Below are 15,824 nucleotides of genomic sequence, written 5' to 3'. Positions count from 1 at the left end.
GTCATGCAGCAGACCATAGCCCACCGCGGAGGGCGCCGGGAGGATGTCCACGAGCTGTCTCACCCACCGGGCGGCGTCACCGAGCTGCGCCGAGCACCCCGTAGCCTTGCCCTTGTGACCGTGACTAACCACTCCTGGCAGTCCCTGCCCGCGGCGCAGCAGCCTGAATGGCCGGACCAAGAGGCTCTGCGCAATACCCTTGCGGAGCTCGCCTCCTATCCGCCGCTCGTCTTCGCCGGCGAGTGCGACCAGCTGCGCGCCCGGCTCGGCGCCGTCGCGCGTGGTGAGGCGTTCCTGCTGCAGGGCGGTGACTGCGCCGAGGCCTTCGACGGCGTGTCGGCCGACCACATCCGCAACAAGCTCAAGACCCTGCTCCAGATGGCGGCGGTGCTCACCTACGCGGCCTCGGTGCCGGTGGTGAAGGTCGGCCGGATCGCCGGCCAGTACTCCAAGCCGCGCTCGAAGAACACCGAGACCCGCGACGGCGTGACCCTGCCGGTCTACCGCGGCGACTCGGTGAACGGCTTCGAGTTCACCCCCGAGTCCCGGATCCCGGACCCGGAGCGCCTGAAGCGGATGTACAACGCGTCCGCCTCGACGCTGAACCTGGTGCGCGCCTTCACCACCGGCGGCTACGCCGACCTGCGCCAGGTGCACGCCTGGAACCAGGACTTCGTGCGCAACTCCCCGGCCGGTCAGCGCTACGAGCAGCTGGCCCGGGAGATCGACCAGGCGCTGGCCTTCATGAACGCCTGCGGGGTGGCCCCGGAGGAGTTCAAGACGGTCGAGTTCTTCTCCTCGCACGAGGCGCTGATCCTGGACTACGAGACGGCGCTGACCCGCACCGACTCGCGCACCGGCGAGCTGTACGACGTCTCCGGCCACATGGTCTGGATCGGTGAGCGCACCCGTCAACTCGACCACGCGCACATCGAGTTCGCGTCGAAGATCCGCAACCCGATCGGTGTGAAGCTCGGCCCGACCACCTCGGTCGACGAGGCGCTCACGCTGATCGACAAGCTGGACCCGGACCGCGAGCCCGGCCGGCTCACCTTCATCACCCGGATGGGCGCGGGCAAGATCCGCGACCACCTGCCCACCCTGGTGGAGAAGGTCACCGCGTCCGGCGCCCAGGTGGTGTGGATCAGCGACCCGATGCACGGCAACACCTACGAGGCGTCCAGCGGCCACAAGACCCGCAAGTTCGACGACGTGCTCGACGAGGTCAAGGGCTTCTTCGAGGTGCACCGCGCGCTCGGCACCCACCCGGGCGGCATCCACGTGGAGCTGACCGGCGACGACGTCACCGAGTGCGTCGGCGGCGGCGACGAGGTGCTGGTCGACGACCTGCACCAGCGCTACGAGACCGCCTGCGACCCGCGGCTCAACCGCAGCCAGTCGCTGGACCTGGCGTTCCTGGTCGCCGAGATGTACCGCGGCCAGTAGGGCCGACCGGCCGGTGTGACGAAGGCCCCTCCGTTTTCGGTGTTCCGAAGGCGGAGGGGCCTTCTTCGTACCCGCACCACCAGGTAAGGTAAGGCTCAGTAAAGGAAGCCGAGCTGGAAGGGGCCGTGCATGTACGTGTGCATGTGCCACGCGGTCACCGAGGCCCGGGTCAAGCAGGAGATCGACGAGGGCGCCACCACCCCGCGCCAGATAGCCCGGGGCTGCAAGGCCGGCACCGACTGCGGCTCCTGCGTCCGGCGGATCCAGGCGCTGCTCGGCGAGCACGGCGCCCGCCCCTGCCCCACCGCCCGGCTGGCCCGGCGGCTGGGCCTGGCCGAACCGGCCTCTCCGCAGGCCGCCTAGGCTCCCGGCGGCTCAGGTCTCCGGCGGCTCAGGTCTCCGGCTGCTCGATCACCTGCGCGAGATAGAGCGCCTCGCCGAGCTTGTCGATCAGCTCCAGCTGGGTGTCCAGGTAGTCGATGTGGTGTTCCTCGTCGGCGAGGATGTCCTCGAAGATGTTCGCCGAGGTGACGTCGTTCTTGGCGCGCATCACCACGATCCCGCGCTTGAGGCGGTCGATCGCCTCCACCTCGATCTGCCGGTCGGCCTGGAACATCTCGGTGACGGTCTGCCCGATCCGGACGTGGAACAGCCGCTGGTAGTTCGGCAGGCCCTCCAGGAACAGGATCCGGTCGGTGAGCGTCTCGGCGTGCTTCATCTCGTCGAAGGACTCGTGCCGGGTGTATTTCGCGAGCTTGGTCCAGCCGTTGTTCTCCTGCATTTTCGCGTGCAGGAAGTACTGATTGATCGCGGTGAGCTCGGCCGTCAGCTGCTCGTTGAGGAACTCGATGACTTCGGGGTCGCCCTGCATGGCCTGCCTTCCTGGCTCGTCATTCCGGCCGGTGCCGGGTTGCCCGCATCGTGGCAGTCGGGCGGGGTCACTTCCAGTAAGTTCACGCTTACCGAACGGTCGGTGGTCGACGTTTCTCCAGGCCAGAGAATTTTCTGACCTGCACGGATGCCGGACGGATTGGACTGTTCGGGGGTATCTGGCCGGAGCGCCCGGCGGGTAATTCCCTCGTGTTGCCCCCCTCCGTCGGAATGCGTTCCGGAAGGGGCGCTCACGGTTCGCGGAACGCCGTCTGTCACCATGGAGCCATGGGTCAGCACCAATCGGAACAGCCGCCGCCTGACCCGAGGCTCCCGCCGGGCCAGCGCCGACAGCGCGGCTGGCCGGTGCTGCACTACGGGCCGGTGCCCCGGTTCAAGCCGCACAGCTGGGACTTCCAGGTGTTCGGGGCGACCGCCGACGCGGAGAGGACCAGCTGGGACTTCGCGGCCTTCCACGCACTGCCCAGGACGACCGTCCGCGGCGACTTCCACTGCGTCACCAAGTTCTCCATGCTCGACAACGAGTGGAGCGGCGTCGCCGCCCGGACGGTGCTCGACCTGGTGCCGCCCGACCCGACCGTCACCCACGTCATGGTGTGGGCCGAGTACGGCTACAGCGCCAACCTGCGGCTCGCCGACTTCGCCGACCCGTCGACGGTGTTCGCCACCCACCACGACGGGCAGCCGCTCACCGCCGAACACGGCTTCCCGGTCCGCCTGGTGGTGCCCCACCTGTACGCCTGGAAGGGCCCCAAGTGGGTGCGCGCCGTCGAGTACATGCGGGCCGACCGGCGCGGCTTCTGGGAGGAACGCGGCTACCACAACCGGGCCGACCCCTGGCAGCAGCAGCGCTACTCCTACCAGGAGCAGGAGGGCGACGGCCCGCCGCGGTAGTCGCTCGGGCCTGTCCGGTCGATCCTGCCGGGTGCTAGAACAGGCTGATGGTGACGGTCACCGTCGACCCCTGCGGGCGCGGCGTGCCCGCCGCCGGGGACTGCCCGGTGGCCTTGCCGAGCGGCAGCAGGCCGGCGATCTGCGGGGTGAACCCGGCGTCCTGCAGGGCCTTCACCGCGTCGTCCTTGGACATCCCGACGACGTCCGGCACCAGGTGCATGCCCTTGGAGACCGTCAGCGCCACCGGCGAGTTCGGGGACAGCGCCGTGCCGGGCGCCGGGTCGGCGGAGATCACCGCGCCCTTCGGCACCGTGTCGCTGAACTGCTCGGTGGTGGTGCCCGCCGTCAGCCGGGCATCGGCCAGCGCCTTGCCGGCCTCGGCCAGCGGGCGGTTCGTCAACTCCGGTACCGGCACCCGCTCCGGGCCGCGCGAGACCACCACCTTCACCGCGTCGCTCTTGCGGACCTTGGCGCCGACCCCCGGGTCGGTGGAGATCACCTGGCCGGCCTGCACCGACTCGCTGAACTGCTGGGTGTACGTGCCGTGCAGGCCCTGCTTGTCCAGGATCGTGACGGCCTGCTGCCGGCTCTGCCCCAGCACGCTCGGCACCGTCGCGTACACCGCGCTGGACAGCGTGTACGTCACGCCGCCGACCAGCAGCACCACCGCGAGCACCACCGCCGACCAGATCAGCGGCTTGGTGTTGCCGCTGCGCCGACGGGCGGTGCGGCGGCGGCGCGCGGGGAGGTCCTCGTTCACCGGGCGCACCGGCGGCAGCAGGTCCGGCGGGACGTCCAGCACGCTGGTGCGCTCCAGGCCCGGCGGGGCGCTGATCACCGCGGTCTCCTCGCCCGGATTGAACTGCGGGGTGGGCCGGCCGGACGCCGGCGGCTCCGCGTCCAACTGCCCGTCCGGCAGCGTCCGGCGCACCCGCTGCACCGCGGCCAGCAGCTCCACCGCGTCCCACGGGCGGGCCTGCGGGTCGCGGGCGGTCGCGGCGGCGACCAGCGCGTCCAGCTCCGGGCCCACCGCGGGGGCGGTCCGCGACGGCGCGGGGACGTCCTCGTGCAGGTGGCGGTACATCACCTGGGCGGCGTTCTCGCCGGTGTGCGGCTTGGCGCCGGTCAGCATCTCGTACAGCAGGATGCCCGCCGCGTAGACGTCCACCCGCTGGTCCGTGGGCGCGTCCTGGCTGATCTGCTCCGGTGCCAAGTACGAGACGGTGCCCAGCAGTTGGCCCGCCTCGGTGGTGGCGGTGGCGTTCTGGTCGGCGGCGCCCATGATCCGGACCAGGCCGAAGTCCGCGACCTTCACCAGGCCGTTGTCGGTGATCAGCACGTTCTCCGGCTTCACGTCCCGGTGCACCAGCCCCGCGCGGTGCGCCGCGCCGAGCGCCGCCAGCACCGGCTCCAGGACGTCCAGCGCGGCCCGCACCGAGAGTGCGCCGCGGTCGCGCAGCAGGTCGCGCAGGGTGCGGCCGGGGACGTACTCCATCGCCATGAACACCGCGCGCGGATCCGCGCCCTGGTCCAGCACGTTGACCACGTTGGGGTGCGCGAGCCGGGCCACCGCCTTCGCCTCGCGGATGAACCGCGCCGTGAAGTCGGCGTCGCCCGCCAGCGAAGGGTGCATCACCTTCAGCGCGACGGTCCGGTCGAGGCGGGTGTCGGTGCCGCGGTAGACCGTCGCCATACCGCCGACGGCGATCCGCTGCTCGACCCGGTAGCGCCCGTCGAGCAGCGCGCCGATCAGGGGGTCGTTCAGCGTCATGTCCACCCGAGGAGTCTAGTCAGCGCCCGGCAGGGCTGGACCACCTGCCGGGCGCGTGCCGTCGGAACGGGCGCGTGCTGTCAGAACGCCGGGCGCTCGCGGGTGTCGGCGAGGCCGGTGGTCGGGGAGGACGCCTCGGCGTAGTAGCGGCGCGGGATGCGGCCGGCCCGGTGGGCGAGGCGACCGGCCTCGACGGCGCGGCGCATCGCGTCGGCCATCAGCACCGGGTCCTGGGCGCGGGTCACGGCCGAGGCCAGCATGACGGCGGAGCAGCCGAGTTCCATCGCCAGGGCGACGTCGCTGGCGGTGCCGGCGCCCGCGTCGAGCACCACCGGGACGTTCGCGGACTCCACGATCAGCTGGAAGTTGTGCGGGTTGCGGATGCCCAGGCCGGAGCCGATCGGCGAGCCCAGCGGCATGATCGCCGCGCAGCCGACGTCCTCCAGCTTGCGGGCCAGCACCGGGTCGTCGTTGGTGTACGGCAGCACCGTGAAGCCGTCGTCGACCAGGGTCTCGGCGGCGTCCAGGAGTTCGATCGGGTCGGGCAGCAGGGTGCGCTCGTCGGCGATCACCTCCAGCTTCACCCAGTTCGTGCCGAGCGCCTCGCGGGCCAGCCGGGCGGTCAGCACGGCCTCGCCGGCGGTGTAGCAGCCGGCCGTGTTCGGCAGGATCCGGATGCCGTTGCGGGCCAGCACCTCCAGCACCGAGCCCTGGGTTGCGGTGTTGACCCGGCGCATCGCGACCGTGGTCAGCTCGGTGCCGGAGACGCGCAGCGCCTGCTCCAGCACCTCCAGGCTGGGCGCGCCGCCGGTGCCCATGATCAGGCGGGAGGTGAAGGTCGTGCCGCCGATGGTGAGCAGGTCGTCGGCCATCTCAGCCTCCCTGCACGGCGGTGAGGATCTCCACCCGGTCGCCCGCCCGCAGCGCCGTGTCGGCCCATGAACTGCGCGGCACCACGGCCTCGTTGACGGCGGCGGCGACGCCGGTGTTGGCGGCGGAGACCTCGGCGACCACCGCGTCCAGGGTGGTGGCCTCGGGCAGTGTGCGGGGTTCGCCGTTGACGGTCAGGGCGACGGTGTTCATGCGGGCACCTCGGTGCGGAAGCGGTCGGGGGTGAAGTCGGCGGCCAGCGTGGGGAGTTCGCCGGTGGCCAGGTAGTCGGCGAGCAGGTCGGCGGTGACCGGGGTGAGCAGCACGCCGTTGCGGTAGTGCCCGGTGGCGGCGGCCAGGCCGTCCAGCGAGGTCGGGCCGAGCAGCGGCGCGTTGTCGGGGGAGCCGGGCCGCAGGCCCGCGTTGGTCTCCACCAGCGGCAACTCGGTGATGCCGGGGACGAGTTCGTGCGCGTCGCGGAGCAGCTCGTAGACGCCGCCCGCGGTGACCGTGGTGTCGTGCCCCATCTCCTCGGTGGTCGCGCCGATCACCAACTCGCCGTCGGCGCGCGGCACCAGGTACAGGTGCCGGCCGCGCACCACGGCGCGCACGTTGCGGGACAGGAACGGCGCGTACAGCTCGGGGATGCGCAGCCGCAGCACCTGCCCCTTGACCGGGCGGATCGCCGGCAGCACCCCGTCCGGCAGGCCCGGCAGCAGGTGGCTGCGGGAGCCCGCCGCCAGCACCGTCCGGCCGGCCGTCAGGTGCTCGCCGGTCAACAGCCGTACGCCGGTGGCGCGTTCGCCGTCGGTCAGCAGCGCGGCGGCCTGGGTGCGGTGGAAGGCGACGCCCAGCAGCTTGCACGCCGCGACCAGCGCGGTGGCCAGTCGGCGGCCGTCCACCTGGTGGTCCTCGGCGACGTGCAGGCCGCCGCGCACCCCGGGCGCCAGCATCGGCTCCAGCCGGCGGCACTCCCGGCCGGTCAGCCACTCCGAGGCCAGGCCCAACCGGCCGTGGAAGGCGTGCAGTTCGCGCAGTTCCTCGCGGTCGTCGGAGTCCAGCGCGACGGCCAGCGTGCCGGTGCGGCGGTAGCCGGTGTCCAGGCCGGTGAGTTCGGTCAGCTCGGCGGCGAACGCGCCGTACCGCTCGTTGGACGCCATGCCCAGGCGCAGCAACGGCTCCTCGCCGTACTGGAGTTCGGTGACCGGGGCGAGCATCCCCGCGGCCACCCGGGCCGCGCCGCCGCCCGGCGACGGGTCCACCACCGCGACGCGCAGCCCGCGTTGCGCGGTGCGCCAGGCGACGCCGAGGCCGATGATGCCCCCGCCGATCACCAGCACGTCGGAATGAGCCACAACGCCTCTTCTCCCTTCGCCGGCATGACCCGGATCAGGTTCGGACGGTCGCGGGCCGCCACAGCCCGCCTCTCAGCCCGGTGCGCCGGGCTCCCGTGATAGTCAGTCCCTCCACTTTAACGCCGGGCCGACCCCCGCCCATAGGCGCATGCGGGCGGTTAGGGTGGGGCCGTGGCTGAGCTGAGGGCAACGGACCGGGTCGTCGTGGTCGGGGCGGGCATGGCGGGCGCACAGGCCGCCCTGAACCTGCGACAGGGAGGCTGGCAGGGCGCGATCACCCTGGTCGGCGAGGAACTCCACCTGCCGTACGACCGGCCGCCGCTGTCCAAGGACGTCCTGCTCGGCAAGGCCGACGCCACCGCCTTCGAACTCGACTGGACCGACCTCGGCGTCGAACTGCTCACCGGCCGCCGCGCCACCGGCCTGACCGCCGGCGTGCTGCACACCGACGGCGGCGAACTCCCGTACAGCGCCCTGGTGATCGCCACCGGCGCCGACCCGCGCACCCTCCCCGGCCTGCCCGGCGCCCGCACCCTGCGCACCGTCGACGACGCGCACGCGCTGCGCGCCGCACTCACCCCCGGCCGGCGGATCGTGCTGGTCGGCGCGGGCTGGATCGGCGCCGAGACCGCCACCGTCGCCCGCGCCCTCGGCTGCCACGTCACCGTGGTGGAGGCCGCCGCCACCCCGCTCGCCGGGGCGCTGCCCGCCGAACTCGGCGCGCTGATGGCCGAGTGGTACGCCGCCGCGGGCGTCGAACTGCGCTGCGGCGTCGGCGTCGCCGGGGCCGCCGACGGCGGGGTGCTGCTCGCCGACGGCACCCACCTGCCCGCGGACGAGGTGGTGGTCGGCATCGGCGCCCGCCCCGCCACCGGCTGGCTCGCCGACAGCCCGCTCGCCCTCGACCCCGACGGCACCGTCCCGGTCGACGACCGGCTGCGCACCGCACTGCCCGGCGTCTGGGCGGCCGGCGACTGCGTCTCCTACCCGTCCGCCCGGTTCGGCACCCGGCTGGCCGTCCAGCACTGGGACCACGCGCTGCACTCCGGCGGCACGGTCGCCGCGTCCGTGCTCGGCGCCCTGGACGCGCCCTACGACCCCGTCCCGTACTTCTGGTCCGAGCAGTTCGACCGCATGGTGCAGTACGCGGGCCGGCATGCCGGGGCCGACCACCTGCTGTGGCGCGGCTCCCCGTCCGGGCGCGACTGGTCGGTGCTGTGGCTGCGCGACGGCGTCCTCGTCGCGCTGCTCGCCGTGGACCGGCCGCGCGACCTGGCGCAGGGCCGCCGCCTGATCGAACGCGGCGCCGTGCTCGATCCCGCGCTCGCCGCCGACCCCGCCGTCCAGCTGAAGGCGGCGACCGCGTAGCGCGTGGGTAGGCTGGGGGCGTGAGCACTATTGATCCCAAGATCGACGCCCTGGTCCCTGCGTGGCTGTACCTGCCCGACATCTCCGAGCGGTGGGGCGTGGTGATCACCGAGGTCCGGGACATGGTGAAGAACCGCACCCTGCTGGCCGTCCGCCGCGGCCAGAACAACTCCCTCCAGGTGCCCGCCGACTTCATCGAGGACGACGGTCCGGTCAAGCACCTGATCGGCACCCTCACGGTGCTGCGCGACTGCGGCTTCTCCGACCAGGAGATCCTCGAGTGGATGTTCACCGAGGACCCGTCGCTGCCCGGCAGCCCGATCCAGGCGCTGCGCGAGAACCGCGGCACCGAGGTCAAGCGCCGCGCCCAGGCCCTCGCACTGTGACGGCCCGCCGGCAACTCGCCGACGCGAAGCTCTACCTCTGCACCGACGCCCGGCGCGAACAGGGCGACCTGGCCGACTTCCTGGACGCCGTGCTGGCCGGCGGCGTCGACATCGTCCAGCTCCGCGACAAGAACCTGGAGGCCCGCCAGGAACTCGAATTCCTGGAGGTCTTCGCAGACGCGGCGAAGCGGCACGGCAAGCTGCTGGCCGTCAACGACCGCGCCGACGTCGCGTACGGCGCCCGCCCCGACGTGCTGCACCTCGGGCAGGACGACCTGCCGGTGCGGGTGGCCCGGGCGATCCTCGGCGAGGACGTGCTGATCGGACGCTCCTGCCACGCCGAGAGCGAGGTGGACGCGGCGATCGCCGAACCCGGCGTCGACTACTTCTGCACCGGCCCGGTCTGGCCCACCCCCACCAAGCCCGGCCGCCACGCCCCCGGCCTCGACCTGGTCCGCCACGCGGCCGACCGGAACCCGGACCGGCCGTGGTTCGCCATCGGCGGCATCGACCGGGGCAACCTCGACCAGGTGCTGGACGCCGGCGCCACCCGCATCGTGGTCGTCCGGGCGCTCACCGCGGCCGAGGACCCGGGCGCGGCCGCAGCCGAACTGGCGGCGCGCCTGCGCTAGCCCTGGCGGGCAGCCCGCGCGCGGCCCGGTCGGTGGCGCGGTGTTCGGAACCGGTGGGGGCCTCGGGGCCGGTGGCCCGGGCACGGCTGTGGCGCGCGGGCAGGCCGTCCGCGGCGGCTCTGCCCGGTCGGCTGTGGGGAAGGCCGGCCGCGCGTGGTGTCCGGGAACCGTGGAGGGCCTTGCCGTCCTCCGTGGAGTCGTGAACCCCGTACCCCGTGCCCGCCGGATCGCGCTGTTCGGTCCGGCGCTGCTTCTCGCGGCGGCCGTCGCGTTCGTCGCGCAGCGGCCGCTGCACCACCGTGCCGGGTGGCAGCCCTGGCTGGTCACCATCAACGCGGCGGTGTTCTGGTCGCTGGCCGCGCTGCCGCTGTCCGCGGCGGTGGTGTGGGCGCTGGCGCGGCGCCGGGGCGGCACGGCCGACGGATGGCGGCGTTCGGTCGCCGAGGTCGCGATGGTGCACGGGACCTTGCCCTGGGTGTGGATGATCATGCTGCCCGGGCCCGGGGCGGGCGTCGCGCCCCGGCGGGTGAGCCTGCTGCCGCTGCGGGACATCCACGCGATCCTCACCCACGGCACACCGGTCACCGCGACGGTGCAGATCGTCGGCAACCTGCTGGTGTTCGCCGCGCTCGGCCGCTTCGCGCCGATACGGTTCCGCGCACTCGCCTCGGTGCCGCGGATGCTGGCACTCGGCGCGGCCTGCTCGGTGCTGGTGGAGACCGCCCAGTACGTGCTGTGGCTGGACCGGGTCTCCTCGGTGGACGACGTCCTGCTGAACGCCGCCGGCGCCGGGCTGGCCGCGTGGTCCTCCCGACGCCGTTGGTCTGCTTCTAGTACTTCCGCACGGTCGCCGCGTCCGCCAGCGCCAGCAGCACCTCGCGGGCCGGGCCGTCGCTGATCGGGGCGGTGCGCAGGGCAGCCAGCGCCTCGTCGAGCAGCTGGTCGATGCGGGCCTCGACGAGCGCCGGGGCGCCGCTGGCGGAGATCAGCTCGCGCAGCTCGACCACCTCGTCGGCGGTGAGGTCCGGCGCGCCGAGCCGGGCGTCCAGCTGCTTGGCGTCGATCTCCGACAGGCCGCGCATCGCGTGCGCGACCAGCAGGGTGCGCTTGCCCTCGCGCAGGTCGTCGCCGGCCGGCTTTCCGGTGACCGCCGGGTCGCCGAAGACGCCGAGCAGGTCGTCCCGGAGCTGGAACGCCTCGCCCAGCGGCAGGCCGAAGTTGCCGAGCGCCTCGACCAGGTCCGGGCCCGCGCCGGCCAGCAGCGCGCCGACCTGGAGGGGGCGCTCGATGGTGTACTTCGCCGACTTGTAGTGCAGGACGGTGCGCGCGCGGTCGAGTGCGCCGGCGTCGGTGGAGTCGCCCGAGACCGGCTCCAGGACGTCCAGGTACTGGCCGAGCATGACCTCGGTGCGCATCAGGTCGAAGGCGGGCTTGCCGGCGGACACCGCGGCGGCGGGCAGCCCCGAGCGCTGGAACAGCTCGTCGCACCAGATCAGCAGCAGGTCGCCGAGCAGCACCGCCGCGGACGCGCCGTACTGCTCGCGGTCGCCGCGCCAGCCGTTGGCCCGGTGCATGCCCTCGAAGCGGCGGTGCACGGACGGCACGCCGCGGCGGGTGTCGCTGCGGTCCATCAGGTCGTCGTGCACCAGGGCGCTGGCCTGCAGCAGCTCCAGGGCGGCCGCGGCCCGCTCGATGCCGGGTTCGTCGGCGTCGCCGCCGGCCGCGCGCCAGCCCCAGTAGCAGAACGCCGGACGCAGCCGCTTGCCGCCGTCGAGCAGGAATTCGCGCAGCGCGTCGGCGACCGGGCCGAGCTGGTCGGAGATCCCGGAGAGCAGGGCGGTCTGTTCGGCCATGAACGCACTCAGCGCGGCATTGACGCGGTCGCGCACGTCTTCCGCGTCGATGGGGTTGCGGGGAAGACGGGTGGAGGAGGGCACCTGGAACTCCGGTTAGATGGGCTGACAGTCAGATTAACGCCCCGGCTCGGGTGCGCCCGCCCACCGCCGCCGGGCCGGACTGCGAACGGCATGGCCGGAAATCTCGACAACTGTCTCAGCCCCTGGACTCGGTTTGTCCGGGCCGCGCCGCCGAAGGCTAACCTGCCTGCATGGCACTCGGCATTCCCTCCACCAGAAGCGACCGCGCCCAGACCGTGCGCGACCTGCTGGCGGCAGGCGACCGCTCCTTCTCCTTCGAGTTCATGCCGCCCCGCAACGAGGAGGGCGAACGCAAACTCTGGGACGCGATCCGCCGCGTCGAGGCGCTCGACCCCAACTTCGTCTGCATGACCTACGGCGCCGGCGGCTCCTCCCGCGGCCGCACCGTCAACCTGGTCGGCCGGATCGCGACCGAGACCACCCTCACCCCCGTCGCGCACCTCACCGCGGTGGACCACTCGGTGGCCGAACTGCGCAACATCATCGGCCAGTACGCCGACGAGGGCGTCCGCAACGTGCTCGCCGTCCGCGGCGACCCGCCCGGCGACCCGATGGGCGAGTGGGTCCGCCACCCGGAAGGCGTCAGCTACGCCTCCGAGCTGGTCGAACTCATCAAGGGCATCGGCGACTTCTGCGTCGGCGTGGCCGCGTTCCCGCAGATGCACCCGCGCTCCGCCGACTGGGACGAGGACATCAAGCACTTCGTCGCCAAGTGCCGGGCCGGCGCGGACTACGCGATCACCCAGATGTTCTTCGAGGTCGAGGACTACCTGCGGCTGCGCGACCGGGTCGCGGCGGCCGGCTGCGAGACGCCGATCATCCCGGAGATCATGCCGGTCACCAACATCCGGCAGCTGGTGCGCTTCCCGCAGCTCTCGGGCTCCGACTTCCCGCCGGAGTTCCGGCGCCGCCTGGAGGCCGCCGCCGAGAACCCGGCCGAGGTCCGCGCCGTCGGCCTGGAGCACGCCACCGCCATGGCCGAGAGGCTCCTCGCGGAGGGCGCGCCGGGCCTGCACTTCATCACGCTCAACCACAGCACCTCGACGCTGGAGATCTACCAGAACCTGGGCCTGCACACCCGCTGACCGCCCTCCGGGCGGGGGCCGGGCGGGAGGCAAGGGCTGCTGGTGTCCGCCGGGCCTGTGTGTCGCCCTGCGGGCGGGGCTTCGCCGGCGTGGGGCGGTTCGGCCCTGCGGGCCGGGGCTTCGGGCGGGAGGAACGCCCGCTGGCGGTCGGGGTGTTGGGGCTGTGTGTCGCCCTGCGGGCGGGGCTTCGCCGGCGTGGGGCGGTTCGGCCCTGCGGGCCGGGGCTTCGGGCGGCGGGAAAGTCCGTCGGCGGTCGGGGTGTTGGGGCTGTGTCGCCCTCCGGGCTGGGCCTCGGTGGCGGGGGCGGGCCGGGCCCTGCGGGCCGGAGTTCGGGCGGGAGGAAAGTCCGCTGGTGGCCGCTGGGGCTGTGTGTCGCCCTGGGGGCGGGGCTTCGGCGGCAGGGGCAGGCCGGGTCCGGGTGGGAGGAGCGCCCGCTGGCGGCCGGGGTGTTGGGGCTGTGTCGTTCTGCGGGCGGGGTTTCGGTGGCGGGGGCGGGCCGGGCCCTGCGGGCCGGGGTCTCGGGCGGCAGGAAAGCCTGCCGGTGGCCGGGGCGCTGAGTCGCGTCGCCCTCCGGGCTGGGCTTCGGTGGCGGGTGGGCCGGGCCCTGCGGGCCGGGGTTTCGGGCGGCAGGAGAGTCTGCTGGCGGCCGAGGTGCTGGGCCGTGTCGCCCTGCGGGCCGGGGTTTCGGGCGGCGGGAAAGTCTGCTGGCGGCCGAGGTGCTGGGCCGTGTCGCCCTGCGGGCCGGGGTTTCGGGCGGCAGGAAAGTCCGCTGGCGGCCGAGGTGCTGGGCCGTGTCGCCCTGCGGGCCGGGGTTTCGGGCGGCAGGAAAGTCCGCCGGTGGCCGAGGCGCCGGGCTGTGTCGCCGTGCGGGTCGGGGTTCGGTGGCGGGGGAGAAGTTCGGCTGTCGGTCGGGGTGTTGGGGCCGGTGTGGCGTGCTGCGGGGTAGGTGTGCAGGTTGGGCGTGTGCGGGATGCGGTGGTGTTTGCCCGGAGGCTGTACAGTCGCCCGCAACCGCGCGGTGATGGTGGCGTCTGGAGGTTGCGGGGATGGGCATCGGACACCTGTTCCTCTATGGCGCGTTGGCGCTGGTCGCGGTCTGGCTGGCGGCCGAACTACTGCTGCAGAACCGGGCCGCGCTGCACTGGCGGGCACTCGCGCTGGTGGGGTTCCTCGGCGTCGTCGTGGGGATGACCCAGTCCTCCGTACCGGTGATAGTCGTGGGCGCCGGAGCCTTCGCGGCGGGCCAGGCGATGGTCACCCTCTCGGTCAAGCGCGGCCGCCCCGTGGGCTGGTCGCTGCGCCGCGCCGACGGCACCCTGCCCGGACCCCTGGCGAAGGTGCCGCTGCTGGCCGCGGCCACCGGTGGCGCGGCCGGCGTGGCGGTGACTGTCGAGACCGCGCCGAAGGTCGGTGAGGTCGGCCCGGTCGAGGACCAGCCGGTGGACGAACAGCCGTACGCGTACGAGGAGTTCCAGGAGATCGACGCGGGCGTCTACGCGGACGAGCCGGTCGCCCACCAGCCGCAGCAGGAGCAGTACCAGCAACAGCCGTACCAGCAGCCCGACTACGGCTACCAGCAGCAGCCGTACCAGGACCCGTACACGCAGCAGCAGCAACAGCAGCAGCCGCAACTGATCGGCTACGACCAGTACGGCCAGCCGGTCTACCAGTTCCCGCAGCAGCAGCAGCAACAGCAGTACCAGCAGCAGTACCAGCCGGAGCAGCAGCCGTACATCCCGCAGCAGCCCGGCGAGCAGCAGCACAACTGGTACTACCAGCAGCAGTAATGAGGCGGCGTCACGCCGGGCCGATCAGCCCGGCCGTGATCGAGGCGGACATCCCGACCCGGGCCAGCCCGCCGCCCGGGTGGGCGTGCGCGCCGATCAGGTACAGTCCCGGCTCGCCCGGCCGGTTGGCCTGCCCGAGCTGCCCGCCGGCCAGTCCGGGCACCGGGACGGAGGCCGTCAGCCGGGTCTCCCGCCAGCGCAGCCGTTCCCGCAGGTCGATGCCCGCGGCGGCCAGGTCGTTCATCAACTGCTCGGCATAGGCGTCCTGTTGGGCGTCCGTCAGGGCGATCCCGGCCGGGACGGTGACGGTCAGCACCGCCGCCTCGCAGTCCGGGCCGGGGACCAGCGACGGGTCGTCCGGGCGCAGCAGTTGGACGGTCGGGCGGTCGGGCAGGACGCGGTCGGTGAACACCGCGCGCGCCTCGGCGGCGACGTCCGCGCCGTGCAGCACGGTGCGGTGCGCGGTGCCGACCGGGCGGGCGCCGTCCAGGGCGAGCAGCACGGTGAAGCGGCCGGGCGCGGGCTCGGCCGGTTCGGAGACCCCCAGGCCGGGGACGGCCGACAGCACCGCGTCGGCGGTCAGCACCCCGTCGTCGGTGCGGACGCCGGTCACCCGCCCGTCCGCCCGCTCCAACGCCCGCACAGGCGTGTCGAATCGGAACTCCACGCCGCGGGCCTCGCAGCGCGCGAACACCGCGTCCGCGAGCGCCCGCATGCCGCCGTCCACGTACCAGACGCCGAACGACTGCTCCATGTACGGCAGCACGGTCGCCGAGGCGGGCGCGGACAGCGGATTCAGCCCGTACCGCAACGCGTACTCGGCCAGCAGCGCCGTCGGGCCGGGCGCGCCGTCCAACTCCCGGGCGGCGACCTCGGCCAGTGTGTGGCGCCCGCGCGGCAGCAGCCGCGACAGGCCGCGACGCGGCGGCACCGGGTACGGGTCGGCCGGGTCGACGGCCGGGCGGGGCTCCTCCAGCAGCGGACGGCGGGTGGCCTCCCAGACCGTGCGGCCCCGGTTGACCATGTCGTTCCACCGCTCGCCGGCGCCCGCGCCGAACGCCGCGTCCAGGGCCTGGCCGACACCGCCGCGCGAGGCGTTCGGCAGCGCCAACTCGGTGCCGTCCGCGAACAGATGGCGACTCTCCGGGTCCACCGGCCGCAACCCGACGAGCTGCTCCAGCGGCTCCCGGCCGGTCTTCAGCGCGAGGTCCCGGTACACCGCCGGCAACGCGAGCAGCCCCGGCCCGGTGTCGAACCCGAACCCGTCCCGCCGGTACGCCCCCACCTGCCCGCCGTACGTCCCGGCGGCCTCCAGGACCGTCACCCGATGTCCGAGGGTGCCGAGCCTGGACGCGGCGGCGAGACCGCCCATACCTGCGCCGACGACGATGATGCGAGCCAT

General features: G+C 73.4%; 16 protein-coding genes and 1 riboswitch. Of the genes, 9 read left to right on the top strand and 7 right to left on the bottom strand.

The genetic code is table 11. The features are described 5' to 3' along the window. The first annotated feature begins 114 nt into the window (after positions 1-114). Positions 115-1,446, top strand: a complete 1,332-nt coding sequence (locus tag AMK19_RS14775) for a class II 3-deoxy-7-phosphoheptulonate synthase (RefSeq protein WP_073811835.1) — start codon at positions 115-117, stop codon at positions 1,444-1,446. A 129-nt stretch (positions 1,447-1,575) separates the two neighbouring features. After that, on the top strand, positions 1,576-1,809 hold the full coding sequence (locus AMK19_RS14770; RefSeq protein WP_073811834.1) for a (2Fe-2S)-binding protein: 234 nt from the start codon (positions 1,576-1,578) through the stop codon (positions 1,807-1,809). A 28-nt stretch (positions 1,810-1,837) separates the two neighbouring features. Here the strand turns inward: AMK19_RS14770 and bfr are convergent, their stop codons facing one another. After that, positions 1,838-2,317 carry a bacterioferritin gene (gene bfr / locus AMK19_RS14765; RefSeq protein WP_073811833.1) on the bottom strand — a complete coding sequence of 160 codons (480 nt, stop codon included), beginning with the start codon at positions 2,315-2,317 and terminating at the stop codon, positions 1,838-1,840. A gap of 287 nt (positions 2,318-2,604) precedes the next feature. On the opposite strand from bfr, the gene AMK19_RS14760 reads away from it, so the two are divergent. Then, a complete protein-coding gene (locus AMK19_RS14760; protein WP_073811832.1) occupies positions 2,605-3,231 on the top strand; it encodes a sulfite oxidase-like oxidoreductase in 627 nt (208 codons plus the stop codon). 34 nt (positions 3,232-3,265) lie between these two features. On the opposite strand, the gene pknB is transcribed toward AMK19_RS14760, so the two are convergent. The 4 genes from pknB to thiO all read right to left on the bottom strand — a co-directional run bounded on the left by pknB (position 3,266) and on the right by thiO (position 7,227). Beyond that, positions 3,266-5,002, bottom strand: coding sequence for a Stk1 family PASTA domain-containing Ser/Thr kinase (gene pknB, locus AMK19_RS14755; RefSeq protein ID WP_073811830.1), 1,737 nt, complete (start codon positions 5,000-5,002; stop codon positions 3,266-3,268). Between the two features lie 80 nt (positions 5,003-5,082). Then, positions 5,083-5,874 (bottom strand): thiazole synthase, encoded by a 792-nt coding sequence (locus AMK19_RS14750; protein ID WP_073811829.1) that lies wholly within the window; start codon positions 5,872-5,874, stop codon positions 5,083-5,085. A 1-nt stretch (position 5,875) separates the two neighbouring features. Beyond that, entirely contained in the window at positions 5,876-6,085 is a 210-nt protein-coding gene (thiS, locus tag AMK19_RS14745) for a sulfur carrier protein ThiS (RefSeq protein ID WP_073811827.1), read from the bottom strand. Next, entirely contained in the window at positions 6,082-7,227 is a 1,146-nt protein-coding gene (gene thiO, locus AMK19_RS14740; RefSeq protein WP_073811826.1) for a glycine oxidase ThiO, read from the bottom strand. Before thiO ends, thiS begins: the two co-directional genes overlap by 4 nt. Further along, a riboswitch (TPP riboswitch) is annotated at positions 7,221-7,334 on the bottom strand. Its footprint overlaps the gene before it by 7 nt. A 112-nt stretch (positions 7,335-7,446) precedes the next feature. Between thiO and AMK19_RS14735 the strand changes: the two genes are divergently transcribed. The 4 genes from AMK19_RS14735 (at position 7,447) to AMK19_RS14720 (ending at position 10,511) form a co-directional block, all read left to right on the top strand. Continuing rightward, positions 7,447-8,595: an NAD(P)/FAD-dependent oxidoreductase gene (locus tag AMK19_RS14735; RefSeq protein WP_083646909.1), complete on the top strand. Its 1,149-nt coding sequence runs from the start codon at positions 7,447-7,449 to the stop codon at positions 8,593-8,595. 20 nt (positions 8,596-8,615) lie between these two features. Further along, positions 8,616-8,981: an Rv2175c family DNA-binding protein gene (locus AMK19_RS14730; protein ID WP_073811823.1), complete on the top strand. Its 366-nt coding sequence runs from the start codon at positions 8,616-8,618 to the stop codon at positions 8,979-8,981. Further along, complete coding sequence (gene thiE, locus AMK19_RS14725; RefSeq protein WP_073811821.1) at positions 8,978-9,613, top strand: thiamine phosphate synthase; 636 nt, start codon at positions 8,978-8,980, stop codon at positions 9,611-9,613. The genes AMK19_RS14730 and thiE overlap by 4 nt, the downstream gene beginning before the upstream one ends. Before the next feature lie 199 nt (positions 9,614-9,812). Beyond that, the gene (locus tag AMK19_RS14720) at positions 9,813-10,511 is read left to right on the top strand and encodes a VanZ family protein (protein ID WP_241844415.1); all 699 of its coding nucleotides are present in this window, start codon (positions 9,813-9,815) and stop codon (positions 10,509-10,511) included. Here AMK19_RS14720 and AMK19_RS14715 read toward each other — a convergent pair. After that, complete coding sequence (locus AMK19_RS14715) at positions 10,444-11,550, bottom strand: polyprenyl synthetase family protein (RefSeq protein WP_073811820.1); 1,107 nt, start codon at positions 11,548-11,550, stop codon at positions 10,444-10,446. The two genes, AMK19_RS14720 and AMK19_RS14715, sit on opposite strands and share 68 nt — an antisense overlap. A gap of 170 nt (positions 11,551-11,720) precedes the next feature. Between AMK19_RS14715 and metF the strand changes: the two genes are divergently transcribed. Both metF and AMK19_RS35215 read left to right on the top strand, forming a co-directional pair. Further along, positions 11,721-12,635 (top strand): methylenetetrahydrofolate reductase [NAD(P)H], encoded by a 915-nt coding sequence (gene metF / locus AMK19_RS14710; protein ID WP_073811818.1) that lies wholly within the window; start codon positions 11,721-11,723, stop codon positions 12,633-12,635. 1,046 nt (positions 12,636-13,681) lie between these two features. Then, positions 13,682-14,422: a hypothetical protein gene (locus AMK19_RS35215; RefSeq protein ID WP_073811817.1), complete on the top strand. Its 741-nt coding sequence runs from the start codon at positions 13,682-13,684 to the stop codon at positions 14,420-14,422. 10 nt (positions 14,423-14,432) lie between these two features. Here AMK19_RS35215 and AMK19_RS14700 read toward each other — a convergent pair whose 3' ends face one another. Further along, positions 14,433-15,824: a phytoene desaturase family protein gene (locus AMK19_RS14700; protein ID WP_073811815.1), complete on the bottom strand. Its 1,392-nt coding sequence runs from the start codon at positions 15,822-15,824 to the stop codon at positions 14,433-14,435.

This window comes from Kitasatospora sp. CB01950 (assembly GCF_001905465.1).
Lineage (GTDB): Bacteria > Actinomycetota > Actinomycetes > Streptomycetales > Streptomycetaceae > Kitasatospora.
This window is presented reverse-complemented; position numbering and strand designations above follow the sequence as displayed.